At 63.1% G+C, this 16,316-nt stretch carries 17 protein-coding genes; 3 read left to right on the forward strand and 14 right to left on the reverse strand.

What is annotated here, in order from left to right:
• Positions 1-29: 29 nt before the first annotated feature.
• The 9 genes from napA to mutL form a co-directional block, all read right to left on the reverse strand.
• Positions 30-2,546, reverse strand: a complete 2,517-nt coding sequence (gene napA, locus BM136_RS14750) for a periplasmic nitrate reductase subunit alpha (RefSeq protein ID WP_092972569.1) — start codon at positions 2,544-2,546, stop codon at positions 30-32.
• A complete protein-coding gene (locus tag BM136_RS14755; RefSeq protein WP_092972571.1) occupies positions 2,518-2,862 on the reverse strand; it encodes a chaperone NapD in 345 nt (114 codons plus the stop codon). The genes napA and BM136_RS14755 overlap by 29 nt, the downstream gene beginning before the upstream one ends.
• Positions 2,863-2,949: 87 nt before the next feature.
• Positions 2,950-3,117, reverse strand: a complete 168-nt coding sequence (napE, locus tag BM136_RS14760; protein ID WP_175537150.1) for a periplasmic nitrate reductase, NapE protein — start codon at positions 3,115-3,117, stop codon at positions 2,950-2,952.
• Between the two features lie 156 nt (positions 3,118-3,273).
• On the reverse strand, positions 3,274-3,924 hold the full coding sequence (locus BM136_RS14765) for a DNA-3-methyladenine glycosylase family protein (RefSeq protein ID WP_092972575.1): 651 nt from the start codon (positions 3,922-3,924) through the stop codon (positions 3,274-3,276).
• 15 nt (positions 3,925-3,939) lie between these two features.
• A complete protein-coding gene (alkB, locus tag BM136_RS14770) occupies positions 3,940-4,596 on the reverse strand; it encodes a DNA oxidative demethylase AlkB (protein ID WP_092972577.1) in 657 nt (218 codons plus the stop codon).
• Positions 4,597-4,606: 10 nt separating this feature from the next.
• On the reverse strand, positions 4,607-5,347 hold the full coding sequence (locus tag BM136_RS14775) for a 2OG-Fe(II) oxygenase (protein ID WP_092972579.1): 741 nt from the start codon (positions 5,345-5,347) through the stop codon (positions 4,607-4,609).
• Positions 5,348-5,427: 80 nt separating this feature from the next.
• Positions 5,428-5,955, reverse strand: coding sequence for a GNAT family N-acetyltransferase (locus tag BM136_RS14780; protein ID WP_092972581.1), 528 nt, complete (start codon positions 5,953-5,955; stop codon positions 5,428-5,430).
• Positions 5,952-6,929 (reverse strand): tRNA (adenosine(37)-N6)-dimethylallyltransferase MiaA, encoded by a 978-nt coding sequence (miaA, locus tag BM136_RS14785; RefSeq protein ID WP_092972582.1) that lies wholly within the window; start codon positions 6,927-6,929, stop codon positions 5,952-5,954. The genes BM136_RS14780 and miaA overlap by 4 nt, the downstream gene beginning before the upstream one ends.
• 3 nt (positions 6,930-6,932) lie before the next feature.
• Positions 6,933-8,840 (reverse strand): DNA mismatch repair endonuclease MutL, encoded by a 1,908-nt coding sequence (gene mutL, locus BM136_RS14790; RefSeq protein WP_092972584.1) that lies wholly within the window; start codon positions 8,838-8,840, stop codon positions 6,933-6,935.
• Between the two features lie 114 nt (positions 8,841-8,954).
• Here mutL and BM136_RS14795 point away from each other — a divergent pair, with 114 nt between their 5' ends.
• Complete coding sequence (locus BM136_RS14795) at positions 8,955-9,614, forward strand: VTT domain-containing protein (RefSeq protein ID WP_175537141.1); 660 nt, start codon at positions 8,955-8,957, stop codon at positions 9,612-9,614.
• Positions 9,615-9,617: 3 nt separating this feature from the next.
• On the opposite strand, the gene BM136_RS14800 is transcribed toward BM136_RS14795, so the two are convergent.
• Both BM136_RS14800 and murJ read right to left on the reverse strand, forming a co-directional pair.
• Positions 9,618-10,463, reverse strand: coding sequence for a SirB1 family protein (locus BM136_RS14800; protein ID WP_092972588.1), 846 nt, complete (start codon positions 10,461-10,463; stop codon positions 9,618-9,620).
• Entirely contained in the window at positions 10,463-12,016 is a 1,554-nt protein-coding gene (gene murJ, locus BM136_RS14805) for a murein biosynthesis integral membrane protein MurJ (RefSeq protein WP_092972590.1), read from the reverse strand. Before murJ ends, BM136_RS14800 begins: the two co-directional genes overlap by 1 nt.
• 315 nt (positions 12,017-12,331) lie before the next feature.
• Here murJ and rpsT point away from each other — a divergent pair, with 315 nt between their 5' ends.
• Entirely contained in the window at positions 12,332-12,598 is a 267-nt protein-coding gene (gene rpsT, locus BM136_RS14810) for a 30S ribosomal protein S20 (RefSeq protein ID WP_004631753.1), read from the forward strand.
• A 144-nt stretch (positions 12,599-12,742) separates the two neighbouring features.
• On the opposite strand, the gene BM136_RS14815 is transcribed toward rpsT, so the two are convergent.
• On the reverse strand, positions 12,743-13,066 hold the full coding sequence (locus BM136_RS14815; RefSeq protein ID WP_092972592.1) for a DUF3579 domain-containing protein: 324 nt from the start codon (positions 13,064-13,066) through the stop codon (positions 12,743-12,745).
• Between the two features lie 368 nt (positions 13,067-13,434).
• Here BM136_RS14815 and argF point away from each other — a divergent pair, with 368 nt between their 5' ends.
• The gene (gene argF / locus BM136_RS14820; protein WP_024974875.1) at positions 13,435-14,361 is read left to right on the forward strand and encodes an ornithine carbamoyltransferase; all 927 of its coding nucleotides are present in this window, start codon (positions 13,435-13,437) and stop codon (positions 14,359-14,361) included.
• A gap of 77 nt (positions 14,362-14,438) precedes the next feature.
• Here the strand turns inward: argF and argG are convergent, their stop codons facing one another.
• On the reverse strand, positions 14,439-15,776 hold the full coding sequence (argG, locus tag BM136_RS14825) for an argininosuccinate synthase (protein WP_092972594.1): 1,338 nt from the start codon (positions 15,774-15,776) through the stop codon (positions 14,439-14,441).
• Between the two features lie 152 nt (positions 15,777-15,928).
• Positions 15,929-16,246 (reverse strand): pyrimidine/purine nucleoside phosphorylase, encoded by a 318-nt coding sequence (locus tag BM136_RS14830; RefSeq protein ID WP_092972596.1) that lies wholly within the window; start codon positions 16,244-16,246, stop codon positions 15,929-15,931.
• Positions 16,247-16,316: the final 70 nt, after the last annotated feature.

Here is a 16,316-nt window from a genome sequence, read left to right on the forward strand (position 1 = left end):
GTTGCGCGTGTGTCGTCTGCCCGTGCTCGTCAGACCTTCACGATCTTGACGGCACATTTCTTGAAATCCGTCTGCAGCGAGATCGGGCAGGTTGCATCCAGTGTGACCTTGTTGATGAGCTGGCTCGCATCGAACCAGGGCACGAACACCAGGCCCTTAGGCGGCTGATTGCGGCCGCGCGTTTCAATGCGGGTGCGCATCTTGCCGCGCCGCGAGATCACCTCGACCTCGACACCACGTCGCAGCCCCAGCGCCTTCGCATCTTCCGGATGCATGAAGCAGACCGCGTTCGGGAAGGCGCGATACAGTTCGGGCACCCGGCGCGTCATCGAACCCGAGTGCCAGTGTTCCAGCACGCGGCCGGTCGACAGCCAGAACGGGTATTCCTTGTCCGGCACTTCCGGGGGTGCCTCATAGGGCAGGGCGAAGATCACCGCCTTGCCGTCGGGATTGCCGTAGAACTGGTAGCCGGTGCCGGCCTTGACGTACGGATCGCTGCCTTCTTTGTAGCGCCAGCGCGTCTCTTTGCCATTGACCACCGGCCAGCGCAATCCGCGCGCCTTGTGATAGTCGTCGAATGGTGCCAGGTCGTGGCCGTGGCCACGACCGAAGCTTGCGTACTCTTCGAACAGGCCCTTCTGAAGGTAAAAGCCGAATGCCTTGGCTTCGGCATTGCTGTATTCCAGATCGATGTCCTTGACCGGGAACTTGTCGACGTTGCCATTGCGGTAGAGCACGTCGTAGAGCGTCTTGCCGCGCAGCTCGGGCTTCTTGGCGATGAGTTCTTCGGGCCAGACCTCTTCCACCTTGAAGCGTTTGGAGAATTCCACCAGCTGCCACAGGTCGGAACGTGCCTCACCCGGTGCATCAACAAGTTGATGCCAGAACTGCGTGCGGCGCTCTGCGTTGCCATAGGCGCCTTCCTTCTCAACCCACATCGCGCTCGGAAGGATCAGATCGGCGGCCAGCGCAGTGACGGTGGGGTACACGTCCGAGACAACGATGAAGTTTTCCGGATTGCGGTAGCCAGGGTAGCCTTCCTGGTTGAGGTTTGCGCCAGCCTGGATGTTGTTGTTGACCTGCACCCAGTAGGCGTTGAGCTTGCCGTCCTTCAGCATGCGGTTCTGCAGCACGGCGTGATAGCCAGGCTTTTCCGGAATCGTGCCTGCTGGCAGCTTCCAGATGTGCTCGGCTTCTTCGCGGTGCTTCGGGTTGGTCACCACCATGTCGGCCGGCAAGCGGTGCGAGAACGTGCCTACCTCGCGCGCGGTGCCGCAGGCCGAGGGCTGGCCCGTCAGCGAGAACGGGCTGTTGCCCGGCGTGGCGATCTTCCCTGTCAGCAAATGCAGGTTGTAGATCATGTTGTTCGCCCAGGTGCCGCGGGTGTGCTGATTAAAACCCATCGTCCAGAACGACACGACCTTGATCTTCGGATCGGCGTACAGCTCAGCAAGCTTCTGCAACTGCTGCTTGAATTCCTTCTCTTTGCTCTTGTCCGGGTTCGCCAGCTTGGTGGTGTAGTCCAGGTCGTACGTCGAGACGAACTTCGCAAACTCGTCGAACGAGATCGGCTTGGAGTCGCCCACCTTGTCGGCATTCTTGGCGGCTTTCTGCACGGGGTTGTCCGGCCGCAGACCGTAGCCGATGTCGGTCACGCCCTGCTTGAAGACGGTGTGCTTGTTGACGAAGTCTGTGTTGACCTTCTTGTTGGTGATGATGTAGTTCGCGATGTAGTTGAGCATCGCGAGATCGGCCTGTGGCGTGAAGACGATGGGAATGTCGGCCAGATCGAACGAGCGATGCGTGAACGTCGAGAGCACCGCGACCTTCGTCTTGGGCGCGGAAAGGCGCCGGTCTGTCACGCGCGACCACAGGATCGGATGCATCTCCGCCATGTTCGAGCCCCACAGCACGAACGCGTCGGCGACTTCGAAGTCGTCGTAGCAGCCCATCGGCTCGTCCATGCCGAAGGTGCGCATGAAGCCGGCCACGGCGGAGGCCATGCAGTGACGCGCGTTGGGGTCGAGGTTGTTCGAGCGGAAGCCCGCCTTCATCAGCTTGACGGCGGCGTAGCCCTCAAAGATCGTCCACTGGCCCGAACCGAACATGCCGACAGCGGTCGGGCCCTTTTCCTTGATGACGCGCTTGAACTGCACCGCCATCTCGTCGAACGCGCGGTCCCAGCTCACGGGCGTGAAATCGCCGTTCTTGTCGTACTTGCCATTCTTCATGCGCAGCAGCGGCTGGGTCAGCCGGTCCTTGCCGTACATGATCTTCGAAAGGAAGTAGCCCTTGACGCAGTTCAGCCCCCGATTGACTTCGGCCTTCGGGTCGCCCTGCGTGGCAACCACGCGGTTGTCCTTGACGGCGACTTCAACGCCGCAGCCCGTGCCGCAGAATCGGCAAGGCGCCTTCGACCACTTGAGCTGAGTCAGCTCTTTGTCGGTGACGAGGTTGGCGGCGCCAGCAGGAAGCGTGACGCCCGCTACCGAAGCGGTGGCAGCGGCAGCGGTCTGCTTAATGAACGCGCGGCGAGAGACTTTCATCGTCCATTTCCTCATTCATGGCGTCGGCCATTTCGTTGTGCTGATAGATCAGGGCGGTGTTCAGTACACCGTCGATCTGTTGAATGAATGTCAGGTGAGCTGCGATGGCGCGCGAGCTGGGCGCCTCAAGCGTGACCACGAGCTTGCCGTTATCGCTGGCCGCATGGATTTCGCTGCCGGCGATGGCTTCGATGGACTTGCTTACGGATGCAATATGGGTTGGCCGCGTCTGGACCAGGACGCCAGCGATATGCCACTCGTCGTCATCGAGCGGCGCCGGCCGAACGGGGATATCTATTTTTCTTGTGTTTCGCATGACGCTGTTTTGGCGATAAACGCCTTTTCTAATCAGTGCTGCGCGAACATATGACCCGACTCGCCCTTGGACCCCCCGGGCGGTATATCAATGCGTTGGCGGACCGCTCAGCAATTGGGACGCCCAGACGATAAAGCCATATCCGGCCACGATAACGACGGAGAGAACCGGCACCATGACGGCCGTCAGAAACAGAAAGCTACGCAGTTCTTCGGATTTACGTTGCGCGTCGACGTTTTGGGGCTGTTCCACGATGACTCGACCAATAAGGGCGGCGCAAATGGCGCGCGAACGTTTTCCAGTAAAGTGAACGTCGCACGGGAATTCAAGGTTTTCGCATGATCCCGGCGTGACATATGTCGCGCAAGCGATATGTCGTTGGGGCGTGATCTAGCGCAAGATTTGCCGAATTCACGCGCCTGAAACGTTGCTGGGCACACGCCATAAATACCAAGCCGCGACGGTTCGATACGGGCTCCATGCACGACCAATCGTCTCCATCTGCTTGCGTGTGGGCGTGGCGTCGAGCCGCTTCAGACGTCGGTAGCCATCGCGCACGCCGAAGTCGTCTGCAGGCAGGATGTCCGAGCGCTCCAGCGTGTAGATCAGCAGCATTTCGACTGTCCACCGGCCAACTCCGCGCAGTGTCACCAGCCGATCGATGAGCGCTTCGTCTGACATGATGAGCGCATGTTCGCGTGTGGGCACGACACCGTCGAGCGCGGCTTGTGCAATGCCGCGAATGGTCGCCAGTTTGGTCGCAGAGAAACCGCAGGCGCGCAGCGCTGCCTCGTCGGTGGCGAGCACCTGCTGCGGTGCAGGAAAAGCGGTTACCGGATAGAGCGCGAGAAAACGTCCGAGGATGGCGTCACCGGCTTTGGCGTGCAACTGCTGATAGGCGATCGCGCGAATCAGCGCTTCATAAGGCTCGCGCGCAGGCTTGGCGGCGTGGCGGCAGGGGCCGACGGCGGCAACATGGCGGTCCCAGTCTTCGTCCAGCGAGGCTAGAAAGGTTGCGGCTTGCCGGTAGGCGCTTTCGGAAAGGTCTGCGGCGATGGTCATGCGCTGATTTGCCGGTCAGCCGGCCTTGCGGAACGTGAGGTTGATGCGCTGGCTGCCCAGCAGTGCGTGCGGGTGGTCTTTGAGCGGCGCTACGCCGTGATAGCGCAGGCGGTCCGGGCCACCCCAGACGACGACATCCCCATGAAAAAGCGGAATGCGCTGCGTTTTGTCGGCGCGGCGATGTCCGCCAAATAGGAAGATGGCCGGCATGCCAAGCGACACGGAGACGATGGGCGCGCCGTAATCCTGCTCGTCTTTGTCCTGATGCAGTGACAGGCGCGCCCCTGGCACATAGCGGTTGATGAGGCAGGCATCCGGTGTGAAGCCCGGGAAGCCCGATTCAGCGGCGGCGTTGCGTGCGAGGCGTAGGAAGACATCGGGGAGCGGTGGCCACGCGTTGCCCGTGAGCGGGTCGAGCGTGGAATAGCGGTAGCCGCGGCGGTCTGACGTCCAGCCCAGCGTGCCGCTGTTTGTGAGCGCGACCGACATCTCGAAGCCGCCCGGCGTGACCATGTGACGGAACGCTGCCTGCTGCGCGATGGCGTCCACCGCCGCCAGCAGGGCCGGCGCATCCGCCAGCGCAAAGCCACGCAGCACAAACGCCGCCTCGCCGAGCGCGATGCGCGCGTTGTCAGCGGGTGCGTGGTCGGCAAACAGATCGCCGGTCGTCATGGTGAGCTGGTTACAGTGCGTCGTGGAAGATGATGCCCACAGTATGCCGCTGGCCCGAACGCAAGCGGCTCACACCGTGGCGCAGGTTCACGCGATACCTGCCCCGCGTGCCTTGTACGGGGCGATGGTGCACCGCAAAGACCACAGCATCGCCTTTGCGCAGTGGTACCACCTCGGGCCGCGATTGCATCCGTGGGCGCTGCTCAGTCATGACGAACTCGCCGCCGATGAAATCCAGGCCGGGTTCGGACAGCAGGATGGCGACCTGCAGCGGGAAGACGTGCTCGCCGTAGAGGTCTTGATGCAGGCAGTTGTAGTCGCCGGCGCCGTATCGCAGGATCAGTGGCGTGGGGCGCAACTGGCCGGCTTGGTGGCAGCGGCGCAGGAAATCGGCGTGCTTGGCCGGATAGCGCACGTCGATGTCCATGGCTTGGTTCCAGCGGTTGGCGATGGTCGCCAGCGGTGGGTAGAGCGACGCGCGCAACTGCGCAATCAGGTCCGGCAGCGGATAGGCGAAGTATTGGTATTCGCCGCGCCCGAAGCCATGGCGCTCCATCACCACGCGCGAGCGGTACAGGTGATCCTGCGGATACAGCGCGGCCAGCGCGTCGCATGCGTCATGCGTGAGCAGGCTGGGCAACACGGCGCTGCCGACCTCATTGAGGGCGTCATCAACGGCATGCCAGTCGATGTCATCAAAATTGGGACGGTGCCCCGCGCTGACATGCGCGGCGGCAGTGGAAGGCGGCATATGCGCTCCGTTCGGAGATTCGATATGCCAAGCCTACGCTCACGGGAGTGCGCGTGGCACTCCGGAGCTTGCGGTCAAATTCAGGCCTGTGCGGCCAGGCTGGCGGGCATGGTCGTGGCGGCCAGCTTGGTCAACGCGTCGCCGGTGGCGCGGCAGATGCGCCACTCGGGCAGCACATCCGCGCCCATGGCTTCGTAGAAGGCGATGGAGGGCGCATTCCAATCGAGCACGCTCCATTCGAAGCGGCCGCAGTCCCGCTCCTGGGCCAGACGCGCGAGGTGGATCAGGAGTGCCTTGCCGATGCCCAGGCCGCGGTATTCGGGCTCCACGAACAGGTCTTCCAGATACAGTCCCGGCTTGCACAGGAAGGTCGAGAAGTTGTGGAAGAACAGCGCAAAGCCCACGGCCCGGCCGTCGACTTCCGCCAGCACCGCCTCGCAATACGGGCGCGGCCCGAACAGCATCGTCGCCAGCGCGTCAGGCGTGGTCTGCACGAGGTGCGTGAGCTTTTCGTACTCGGCCAGCGCAGAGATCAGGCGAACGAGCGAGGCGCAGTCATCGGGGGTGGCGGGGCGCAGCGTGAAGCTAGTCGCTGTGGTAGCGGTCATTGTGATTGCGATTCCAGTGATGTTTGGACCAGGCGCGCGACCTGGTCGACGTAATCGGGCGCGAGGCAATCGACCACGTGCCGCTCGGGCGTGCTGCGCAGCCAGGTGATCTGGCGCTTGCAGAGCTGGCGCGTGGCGGCGATGCCTTGTTCGCGCAGACCGGTCATGTCGATTTCGCCGTCGAGGTACGCCCACGCCTGGCGATAACCGACGCAGCGGATGGACGGCAGCGTGGGCGAAAGATCGCCGCGGCGGCGCAAGCGTTCCACCTCGTCGAGCAGGCCGCCGGCGAGCATTGCATCAAAGCGCTGCGCGATCCGCGCATGCAGCACGAGGCGGTCGGAGGGCTCCAGCGCGATCGTCAGATACGGCGCCGCTGCATCGTGCTGCTGGAACGCGTTCGCGCCAACCTCGCGGGCGAGCAGGGCGGACATCGGCTGACCGGTCAGCCGATACAGTTCGAGCGCGCGCTGGATGCGCTGCGCATCGGTCGCGTGCAATCGCGCGGCCGTCACGGGGTCGACCGTTGCGAGCTTCGCGTGCAGGGCCGGCCAGCCGTCGCGCGCCGCTTCGGCGTCGATTTCCGCGCGGATGGCCGGATCGGCGCCGGGCAAATCGGAGAGACCTTGTGTGAGCGCCTTGTAATACAGCATCGTGCCGCCGACGATCAGCGGAAGCCGGCCGCGTGCGCGGATGGCGTCGATCAACGCGCTCGCATCATTGGCAAACTGCGCGGCGGAATACGCATCGAGCGGATCAATGATGTCGATCAGGTGATGCGGCGCGATGGCCTGTTCTTCGGCACTGGGCTTGGCCGTGCCGATGTCCATGCCGCGATACACCAGCGCGGAATCCATGCTGATGATCTCCACCGGCCAGCGTTCGGCCAGCTTCAATGCGGCGGCGGTCTTGCCGGACGCCGTGGGCCCGAGCAGGCAAATCGCGCGCGGTGCGCTTGCAGCAGATGCAGTCATCGGTTACTGACCGCGCAGGAACAGGCGATCCAGGTCCGCCACGGTCAACTGGATCCACGTCGGGCGGCCGTGGTTGCATTGGTCGGCGCGTTCGGTGGCTTCCATCTGGCGCAGCAGTGCGTTCATCTCGTCCAGGTTCAGGCGGCGGTTGGCGCGCACGGCGGAGTGGCACGCCAGCGTGGCGAGCAGTTCGTTCTGGCGTTCGGCCAACACGCGCGAGCCGCCGTAGGCGTGCAGATCGCGCAGCACGTCACGGGCCAGCGCCTGCGCATCTGCCTTCTGCAGCAGTGTCGGCACCGATCGCACGGCCAGCGTGGTCGGCGACACGGCGGAGATGTCGAAGCCGAGGAGCGTGAGCGTGTCGCGAAATTCCTCTGCAGTGCCGATCTCCACCGGGCTTGCGGCAAACGTGACCGGAATCAGCAGCGGCTGCACTTCGACGCGCTTGGTTTCGAGCGCGGTCTTGAGCTGTTCGTAGAGGATGCGCTCGTGCGCGGCATGCATGTCGACGAGCACCATGCCGCGCGTGTTCTGCGCCAGCACGTAGATGCCATGCAACTGGGCCACGGCAAAACCGAGCGGATGATCGTCGTCGTCATCGGCCTGTGGCGCTGCAGCCTGCTCTGCAACGGCGGCGGGCGTTTGGACAGTCGCGGTGCCGCCGTCGAACAACGTTGCGGCGCTCGGCACATCGGTCATCCACACGGGGCGGCTCGCCGGCATGGGCGCGCTATCGCCGCGCATCATCGACAGGTATTCCGCACGCGGCTGCGCAATGCCGAGCGACGTCTGTCGCGCGGCCATCTGGTTGATCCAGCGCGTGGTGTTGTCGGTAGGCGGGGGTGCTGCCGTAACCCCGGCAACCTCGGGCGCATCGGTAATGTCGGTGCGCAGGCTGTCGCCCTGTTCGCCGGCGTGGCGGGACAGCGCGCGTTGCACCGCGTGATAGACGAACTGATGCACCGCGCGGCTGTCGCGGAAGCGCACCTCGATCTTGGACGGATGCACGTTCACGTCCACCGCTTCGGGCGGCAACTCCAGGCACAGCACGTAGGCGGGGAAACGGTCGCCGTGCAGCACGTCTTCATAGGCGCTGCGCACTGCATGTGTGAGCAGACGGTCGCGCACGAAGCGGCCGTTGACGTAGAAGAACTGATGATCAGCCCGGCCGCGCGACGCGGTCGGCAGGCCGGCAAAGCCGAACAAGCGCAGCTCGCCGGCGGATTCTTCGAAAGGCAGGCGCGCGCGGGCGAATTCGGTGCCGAGCACGGCCGCCGAGCGCGAATCCGCCTGCGTGGCGTTCCAATGCTCCAGCGGCTTGCCGTTGTGATGCACGGAAATGGCCACGTCGGGCCGCGCCAGCGCGGTGCGGCGGATTACCTCCATGCAGTGGCCCAGCTCGGTCTGCTCGGTCTTCAGGAATTTGCGGCGCGCCGGCGTGTTGAAGTACAGATGCTGCACATCGACGGTGGTGCCGACGCCGCCCGAGGCGGGCTGCGCTCGCCCCGTTTGCGCAATGATCTGCGTGGCGTGGGCGTCGTTGGCCGTGCGCGACGTGAGCGTCAATTCCGCCACCGAGGCAATCGAGGCCAGCGCCTCGCCCCGAAAGCCCAGCGTCGCCACCGATTCCAGCTCTTCCAGCGAGCCGATCTTGCTGGTCGCATGCCGCATCAGCGCGACGGGCAATTCGCCCGCCGGAATGCCACCGCCGTTGTCGGTGATGGCAATGCGCCGCACGCCGCCTTCCTCCAGCTTGATCTGAAGCTGCGTGGCGCCGGCATCCAGTGCGTTTTCCAGCAGCTCCTTGACCACGGACGCGGGCCGTTCGACCACCTCGCCGGCCGCGATCTGGCTGATCAGCTGGTCGGGAAGCGGGCGGATGGGGCGGCGGGAAGTCGAGGCGGAGGTCATCGCGGCATTATAAGTGTCACGCCCTGTGCGGCGCACCGACGCAAGTCCGGCAAGCGCAAGGGGAAAATTAATTGACATCCGGTATCATTCCCCGCTGCTCAATCGGGGGTTGGTTTGGATATCGTGATGCAACTGGTCGACATCGTTCTGCATGTCGACAAATCGTTGGGACTGCTCATTCAGCAGTACGGCGCGTGGGTCTACGTGCTGCTGTTCGCCATCGTCTTTGCCGAGACCGGCTTGGTGGTGCTGCCCTTCCTGCCCGGCGACACGCTGCTCTTCATTGCAGGCGCCATGTGCGCCACGGGTCAGATGGACGCTTGGCTGCTCATCGTGCTGCTGGTGACTGCCGCCGTGACGGGCAATACCGTTAACTATTTCGTTGGCTCCTGGATCGGCCCCAAGGTATTCGACGGTCACATCCGCTTCCTTGATCACGAAGCGCTGATGAAAACGCATGGTTTCTACGAGCGCCACGGTGGCAAAACGCTGGTGATGGCACGCTTCATCCCGGTGGTGCGTACGTTCGCGCCGTTTGTGGCGGGCGTATCGAAGATGACGTTTGCCAAGTTCCAGCTCTTCAACATGATCGGCGCCGTGCTGTGGGTGGCGATCCTGGTGTTGGCGGGCGAGGCATTCGGCGCCGTACCCATCATTCGTGACCACCTGAACACGATTGTGCTCATCGGGCTGGGCGCGGCGATCGTGCCGCTGGCGCTGGGCGGGCTGTGGAAGCTGCTCAGGCGCCGTCGGGGCGCTGTGACCCCGAAATAGGCGTCAATTCAAGTTCTTGCTCATGGCGCGCAGCGTTGGCATGCGCTCCTTGAGCTTGGCCGTATCGGCTGCATCGGGCCGGGCATCGACGTAGGCTTCCAGGTCTTCCAGCGCGGGCCGGAAGCACTCCAGGTTGGCGTAGGCCAGCCCCCGATCGCGCACTTCCTCGATCGAGTCAGGCAGCAGAATCACCAGACGCTGCTGCACCGCCAGCAGGCGTTGCCAGCGCGATTCCTGCAGATAGATCGCTTTCAGATTGCGCAGCATGCGCGCGATGATCTCGCGGTGAGTGGCCACCTGCAGGAACACCCCGAGCGGCACCGAGTTCGGGTCTTCAATGCCTTCCTTCTCCATGTACGGGTCGAGCATGTCCTGCAACTCTTCCTTCGACAGCGTCTGGCCCGTCAGCGGATCCAGCACGACCTCGCCCGCAGGAATGCTCATGCGCACCAAAAAGTGGTTGGGAAAAGACACACCCTTGAGGGGCAGGCCAATCTGCTGGCCGATCTCCATCAGCAGCACCGCCAACGAGATTGGAATGCCGCGCCGACTCTGCAGCACCGCATTCAGATAGGAGTTCTCGGGATCGTAGTAATCGTTTGCATTGGGCCCGAAGCCCAACTCGCGATAGAAGAACTGATTGAGCAGGCGCAGGCGCTGGATGGCCGGCGTGCCGTCGGCGATGCGGTTTTTGATTCGCGCGACAAGCACGTCAATGGCGGCAAGCTCTGCCTGCAGGTCCAGATCCGGATACGCGTCCTGCGCAATCGACAGGGCGGTTTCTGTGAGGGGAATGCTGTCGTCGTCCGCGACCAGGGCCGAAAAATAATCGAGGACTTTAGTGGTCATCAGATGGCCTTTTTTCGGAACGTGGAAAACTTCAATCCGGTGAGCCACAGTGTACCGAAATAGACCACCGCGCACAGGACCAGGCTTGCGCCCAGCAGCGCGATGCGCACGAGCGGCTTGGCGCCCAGTCCGACCCAATCGAAATTGTGGGCGAGCCACAGCAGCGCCGCGGCCAGCAGCAATACCGCCGACATCACCTGCGCGATGAACAGCCCCCAGCCCGGCAGCGGATGGTAATAGCCGCGTCGGCGCAGGCCGAAGAACAGCAGCGCCGCATTGATGGTCGCGCCAAAGCTGATCGACAGCGCCAGCCCCGCGTGCCCGAAAGTCGGCACGAAGACATAGTTGGACAACTGCGTCGCCACCAGCACCACCAGCGCAATCTTCACCGGCGTGCGAATGTCCTGCCGCGCATAGAAGCCGGGCGCCAGGATCTTGATGACGATCAGCCCGATCAGCCCCACGCCGTACGACGTCAACGCCTGGCGCGTCATCTCGACGTCCATGCCGGTGAACTTGCCGTAATGGAACAGCGTGGCCGTGAGCGGCGCGCCAAACACGAACAGCCCCACCGCAGACGGCACCGCCAGCAGCACGGTCAGCCGCAGGCCCCAGTCGAGCAGCGATGAGTACTCTTCACGGTTGTTCTCGGCGCTGGCCTTCGACAGGCTGGGCAGCAGGATCGTCCCGAGCGCCACGCCCAGCAGCGCGGTCGGGAATTCCATCAGCCGGTCTGCGTAGTTCAGCCACGACACGCTGCCCGTCGGCAGGCGCGACGCAATGTTGGTGTTGATGATCAGGCTGATCTGCGCGACGGATACCGATAGCGTTGCCGGCAACATCTGCTTGAGCACGCGCCGCACGCCCGGGTGATGCCACGCCGCCCGCACGTTGAACGACACGCGCGGCAGCATCCCGATCTTGCGCAGCGACGGGATCTGAATGGCGAGCTGCAGGATGCCGCCCACCATCACCGCGTAGGCCTGGGCGTAGATCGGCGTCTCAAGGTGCGGCGCCACAAACACCGCTGCCACGATGAACGACAGGTTCAGCAGCACCGGCGTAAAAGCCGGCACCGCGAACTGCCGCCACGTATTCAGAATGCCCGACGCCAGCGCCACCAACGACACCAGCCCGATGTACGGAAACATCACGCGCGTCATGAAGATCGCCGAGATATAGGCTTGGCTCTCGTGCTCCTTGAAGCCGGAGGCGACCGCGGTGACGATCAACGGCGCGCCAATCACGCCCAACGCCGAGATGATCACCAGGAACCACGTCATCACCGTAGCCACGGAGTCGACCAGCGCGCGCGTTTCCGCCTCCCCCTGACGGTTCTTGAATTCGCCCAGGATTGGTACGAACGCTTGCGAGAACGCGCCCTCGGCCGAGAGCCGGCGCAGCAGGTTCGGGATGCGGAAAGCGACGTTGAAGGCATCGGTGTACACCGAGGCACCGAAGGCGCGGGCGATCAGCGTTTCACGGATAAGCCCGGTGATGCGCGAGAGCATCGTCAGGCCGCTGATCGTGGCAAGTGTTTTGAGGAGATTCAAGATGAATGCGTGGTTGGGCGCCGCCTGGGGAGGCAAACACGGCGATGGCGGTCTGACCGACGGCGCCATGCGGGGTTCGCGCCCGCGTGACTGACGTGACCGGAGGGCACAATTGCGGCCGTATTATAGGGACCGGCTCGCCATGCGCCCAAAAGTGCCGCAAAAGCCGCAAACTGCAGTTATCCGGGTGATTTCACAACAGGGTTTGCGTTGGGCGCGGAAGTCTGCGTATAATTGCCGTCTTTCACCAATTTGCGCGCTTCGGCCTTCCGTGTCTCCCGGGGCGCTTGCTACCGTTTCTTCAGGGATTTTTCCATGGCAAACACCGCACAAGCACGCAAGCGCGCACGCCAAGCCGTCGTTCAGAACGCTCACAACTCGGCTCTGCGCTCGCGTCTGCGTACCGCAATCAAGGGCGTCCGCAAGGCTGTGGCCGCTGGCGACAAGACTGCCGCAGCTGCTGCATTCAAGACTGCCCAAAGCACGATCGACAGCATCGCTGACAAGAAGATCGTCCACAAGAACAAGGCTGCACGCGCCAAGTCGCGTCTGTCCGCTGCCATCAAGGCAATGGCTGCCTAAGTTCGGGTGATGCCGGCCTAGCCGGCATGGCGCGACACGCAACGTCGCGCTCCGACGATAAAAAAGCCCGTCTTCGGACGGGCTTTTTGCATTCTGCGCGCCTGCAATGTGCGAGGCGCTGCGCGGAGCGATGTTCTTAGCGGATTAGCTTTTCGTGGGAGCGCCGCCTTCGGGCAGGATGCAGGCTTCCACAAGTTGCAGGTTGTTGTCGTGCGCGAAGTTCAGCACGAAATCCAGCGCCTTGGGTTCGATGTCGCGCAGACGCTCGTCAACGAACACGCTGCGGATGCCGCCCGACATGACGGGGCGCACATATGGGGAGTAGGTGAAGCGGGGGTCTCCGATATCACCGGCGGGGCGGAACTGCGCCATCACGCCGCACAGCCGATCGGCCCAGTCGCTCGGGCGGAAGGTCTTTCCGTCGCGGGTGACGCCCTGGATAAAGAATTGGCGAGGGTTGGCTGCCATGGACTGCGTGGGGCTGTGGAGATTTGCAAACGACTTCGACCGTGCGGGTGCCGCAACGTTCGAGCGGGGTGCACTTGTGGTGCGGATGATGCGCCTGCCTGGTTGCCGATTCATGAACCGGACGGACCGGCTCGTCGTGCCGGTTTGCGGGCGGTTGCGGCATCCGAAGCAGCCAGTATTATATCTTATATAAGACTTTCATCGGCCTTTCACCTGGGCCCTTATGGTAGCCGCCAGGACAGGCGCGAAACTCGCCAAATGAGTGGCGATCCCGTATGATGGGCTGAATCTTCAACAGGCAAGGCGGCTAGGGCGATGTGCCACGGGATGTTCCCGGTGCGTCATCTGCAGGCCGCCTTCGTTGTTTTATGAACCCACCAAGCTCGATCAAGCACTACCTGCAGTTCAAGGACTTTTCGCTGGAAGAGTACGAATACCTGCTGGACCGTTCCGCGATCCTCAAGGCCAAGTTCAAGAACTACGAGACGTGGCACCCGCTGCACGACCGCACGCTGGCCATGATCTTCGAGAAGAATTCCACGCGTACGCGTCTGTCGTTCGAAGCCGGCATTCACCAGCTTGGCGGCCATGCGGTCTTCCTGAACACGCGCGATTCCCAGCTGGGGCGCGGTGAGCCGATCGAAGACGCCGCGCAGGTCATCTCCCGCATGACTGACATCATCATGATCCGCACGTTCGGGCAGGAGATCATCGAGCGTTTTGCCGCGCATTCGCGCGTCCCGGTCATCAACGGGCTGACCAACGAATACCACCCGTGCCAGGTGCTGGCCGACATCTTCACCTTCATCGAGCAGCGCGGCCCCATCAAGGGCAAGACCGTCACGTGGGTGGGCGATGCCAACAACATGGCCTACACGTGGATCCAGGCGGCTGAGATTCTCGGCTTCCGCTTCCATTTTTCTGCACCGAAGGGCTATCAGCTGGATCCGGCCATGGTGGCCGATTCCGCTTTGCCGTTTGTGCATGTGTTCGAAAGCCCGCTCGAAGCGTGCGACGGCGCGCATCTGGTGACCACCGACGTGTGGACCAGCATGGGCTATGAGGCGGAGAACGAAGCGCGCAAGAAAGCCTTCGGCGACTGGATGGTCACCGAGGCGATGATGCAGCGCGCGCAACCCGATGCGCTGTTCATGCACTGCCTGCCCGCACACCGCGGCGAGGAAGTCGAGGCGGCCGTCATCGACGGCAAGCAAAGCGTCGTGTGGGATGAGGCGGAAAACCGCCTGCACGTGCAGAAGGCGCTGATGGAATACTTGCTCTGCGGTCGTTACTAAACTCGAGCCTGACGCCATAGAAAAAGGCCGCTCCGATTGACGTCGGAGCGGCCTTTTTGCCTTGAAGCGGCAGGCAGTTACTTCTTGCCGCCGTCGAGTTGGGGCAGCGCGTTGGCGGTGCCGAGCGACAGCAGGCCCGCCTTCGAGTAGATGGCCAGCTTGTCGCGCGTGTCCATCAGGTCGAGGTTGCGCATAGTCAGTTGGCCGATGCGGTCGGCGGGGCTGAACGGTGCGTCTTCGACCTTCTCCATCGACAGACGCTCAGGTGCGTAGGTCAGGTTCGGCGATTCTGTGTTCAGGATCGAGTAGTCGTTGCCGCGACGCAGTTCCAGCGTGACGGTGCCGGTCACGGCGCGAGCGACCCAGCGCTGGGCAGTTTCGCGCAGCATGATCGCTTGCGGGTCGAACCAGCGCCCCTGGTACAGCAGACGACCCAGGCGCAGGCCGTTGATGCGGTACTGCTCGATGGTGTCTTCGTTGTGGATGCCGGTCACCAGGCGTTCGTAGGCGATGTGCAGCAGCGCCATGCCGGGGGCTTCGTAGATGCCGCGGCTCTTGGCTTCGATGATGCGGTTCTCGATCTGATCGCTCATGCCCAGGCCGTGACGGCCGCCGATGCGGTTCAGCTCCAGGAACATCTCCACCGGGTCGGCGATTTCGCGGCCATTGACGGCGACCGGACGGCCTTCGTCGAAGGTGATCGAGACTTCTTCCGCCTTGACCTCGACTTCCGGCTTCCAGAACGCCACGCCCATGATCGGGTTGACGATGCGGATGCCGCTGTTCAGATGCTCCAGATCCTTGGCCTCGTGCGTGGCGCCCAGCATGTTGCTGTCCGTCGAGTACGCCTTCTCGGCGCTCATCTTGTAGCCGAAACCTTCCTTGGTCATGAAGGCCGACATTTCAGCGCGGCCGCCCAGCTCGTCGATGAAGGCCTGGTCCAGCCAAGGCTTATAGATCTTCAGCGCCGGGTTGGTCAGCAGGCCGTAGCGGTAGAAGCGCTCGATGTCGTTGCCCTTGAAGGTCGAGCCGTCGCCCCAGATGTTGACGTCGTCTTCCTTCATGGCGGCGACCAGCATGGTGCCGGTTACGGCGCGGCCCAGCGGCGTGGTGTTGAAGTACGTGATGCCGCCGGTGCTGATGTGGAAGGCGCCGGCCTGGATGGCGGCAATGCCTTCATTGGCAAGTTGTGGGCGGCAGTCGATCAGGCGGGCCTTCTCTGCGCCGTACTCCATGGCCTTGCGCGGGATGGCATCGTAGTCTTCCTCGTCGGGCTGGCCGAGATTGGCGGTGTAGGCATAGGGCAGCGCGCCCTTGTTCTTCATCCAGCGCAGCGCAGCGCTGGTGTCGAGACCGCCGGAGAAGGCAATGCCGACCTTCTGGCCGACGGGAACGTGTTGCAGGATGGTTTCCATAATCTTTCTCTTCAAATAGCCGTTCAGGATTCAAACCGGCTCACGATCCGTAGCGAGCGCTCCGAGGTTGGTTCGAGAAGCGCAGCCGTACATGGGTACGGCGAGCATCGCAGGGCCAAGATCGGAATGCGCAGTAGGATCGTGAGCCGGTTTCAGGCGTAGTGGCAGATGTAGTGGTAGGCCTCGGTCACCCGAATGTCGAACTTCGAGTTGGCCGGAACCTGGAAGCTTTCGCCTGCGCCGGACGTCTTCCATTCATCGCTGCCGTCGAGCTTGTATTCGCACGAACCGCCCACGCATTCCATGATCTCGGCGGCGGCCGTGCCGAAAGTCAGCGTGGCCGGCAGCACCACGCCTACGGACTTCTTGGTGCCGTCAGGCAGGATAAAGCTGTGGCTGACGCACTTTCCGTCAAAGTACACATTGGCCTTGGTGGTCAGGCGGACGCCGTCAAAGGTTTCGGTGGTCATGAAATGGAGCGCGAAAAGGGAAGTCGTAGGGACAAACCAGCCATTTTAGGCTATTGGGTCGACCGCGGGT

This window comes from Ralstonia sp. NFACC01 (assembly GCF_900115545.1).
Lineage (GTDB): Bacteria > Pseudomonadota > Gammaproteobacteria > Burkholderiales > Burkholderiaceae > Ralstonia > Ralstonia mojiangensis.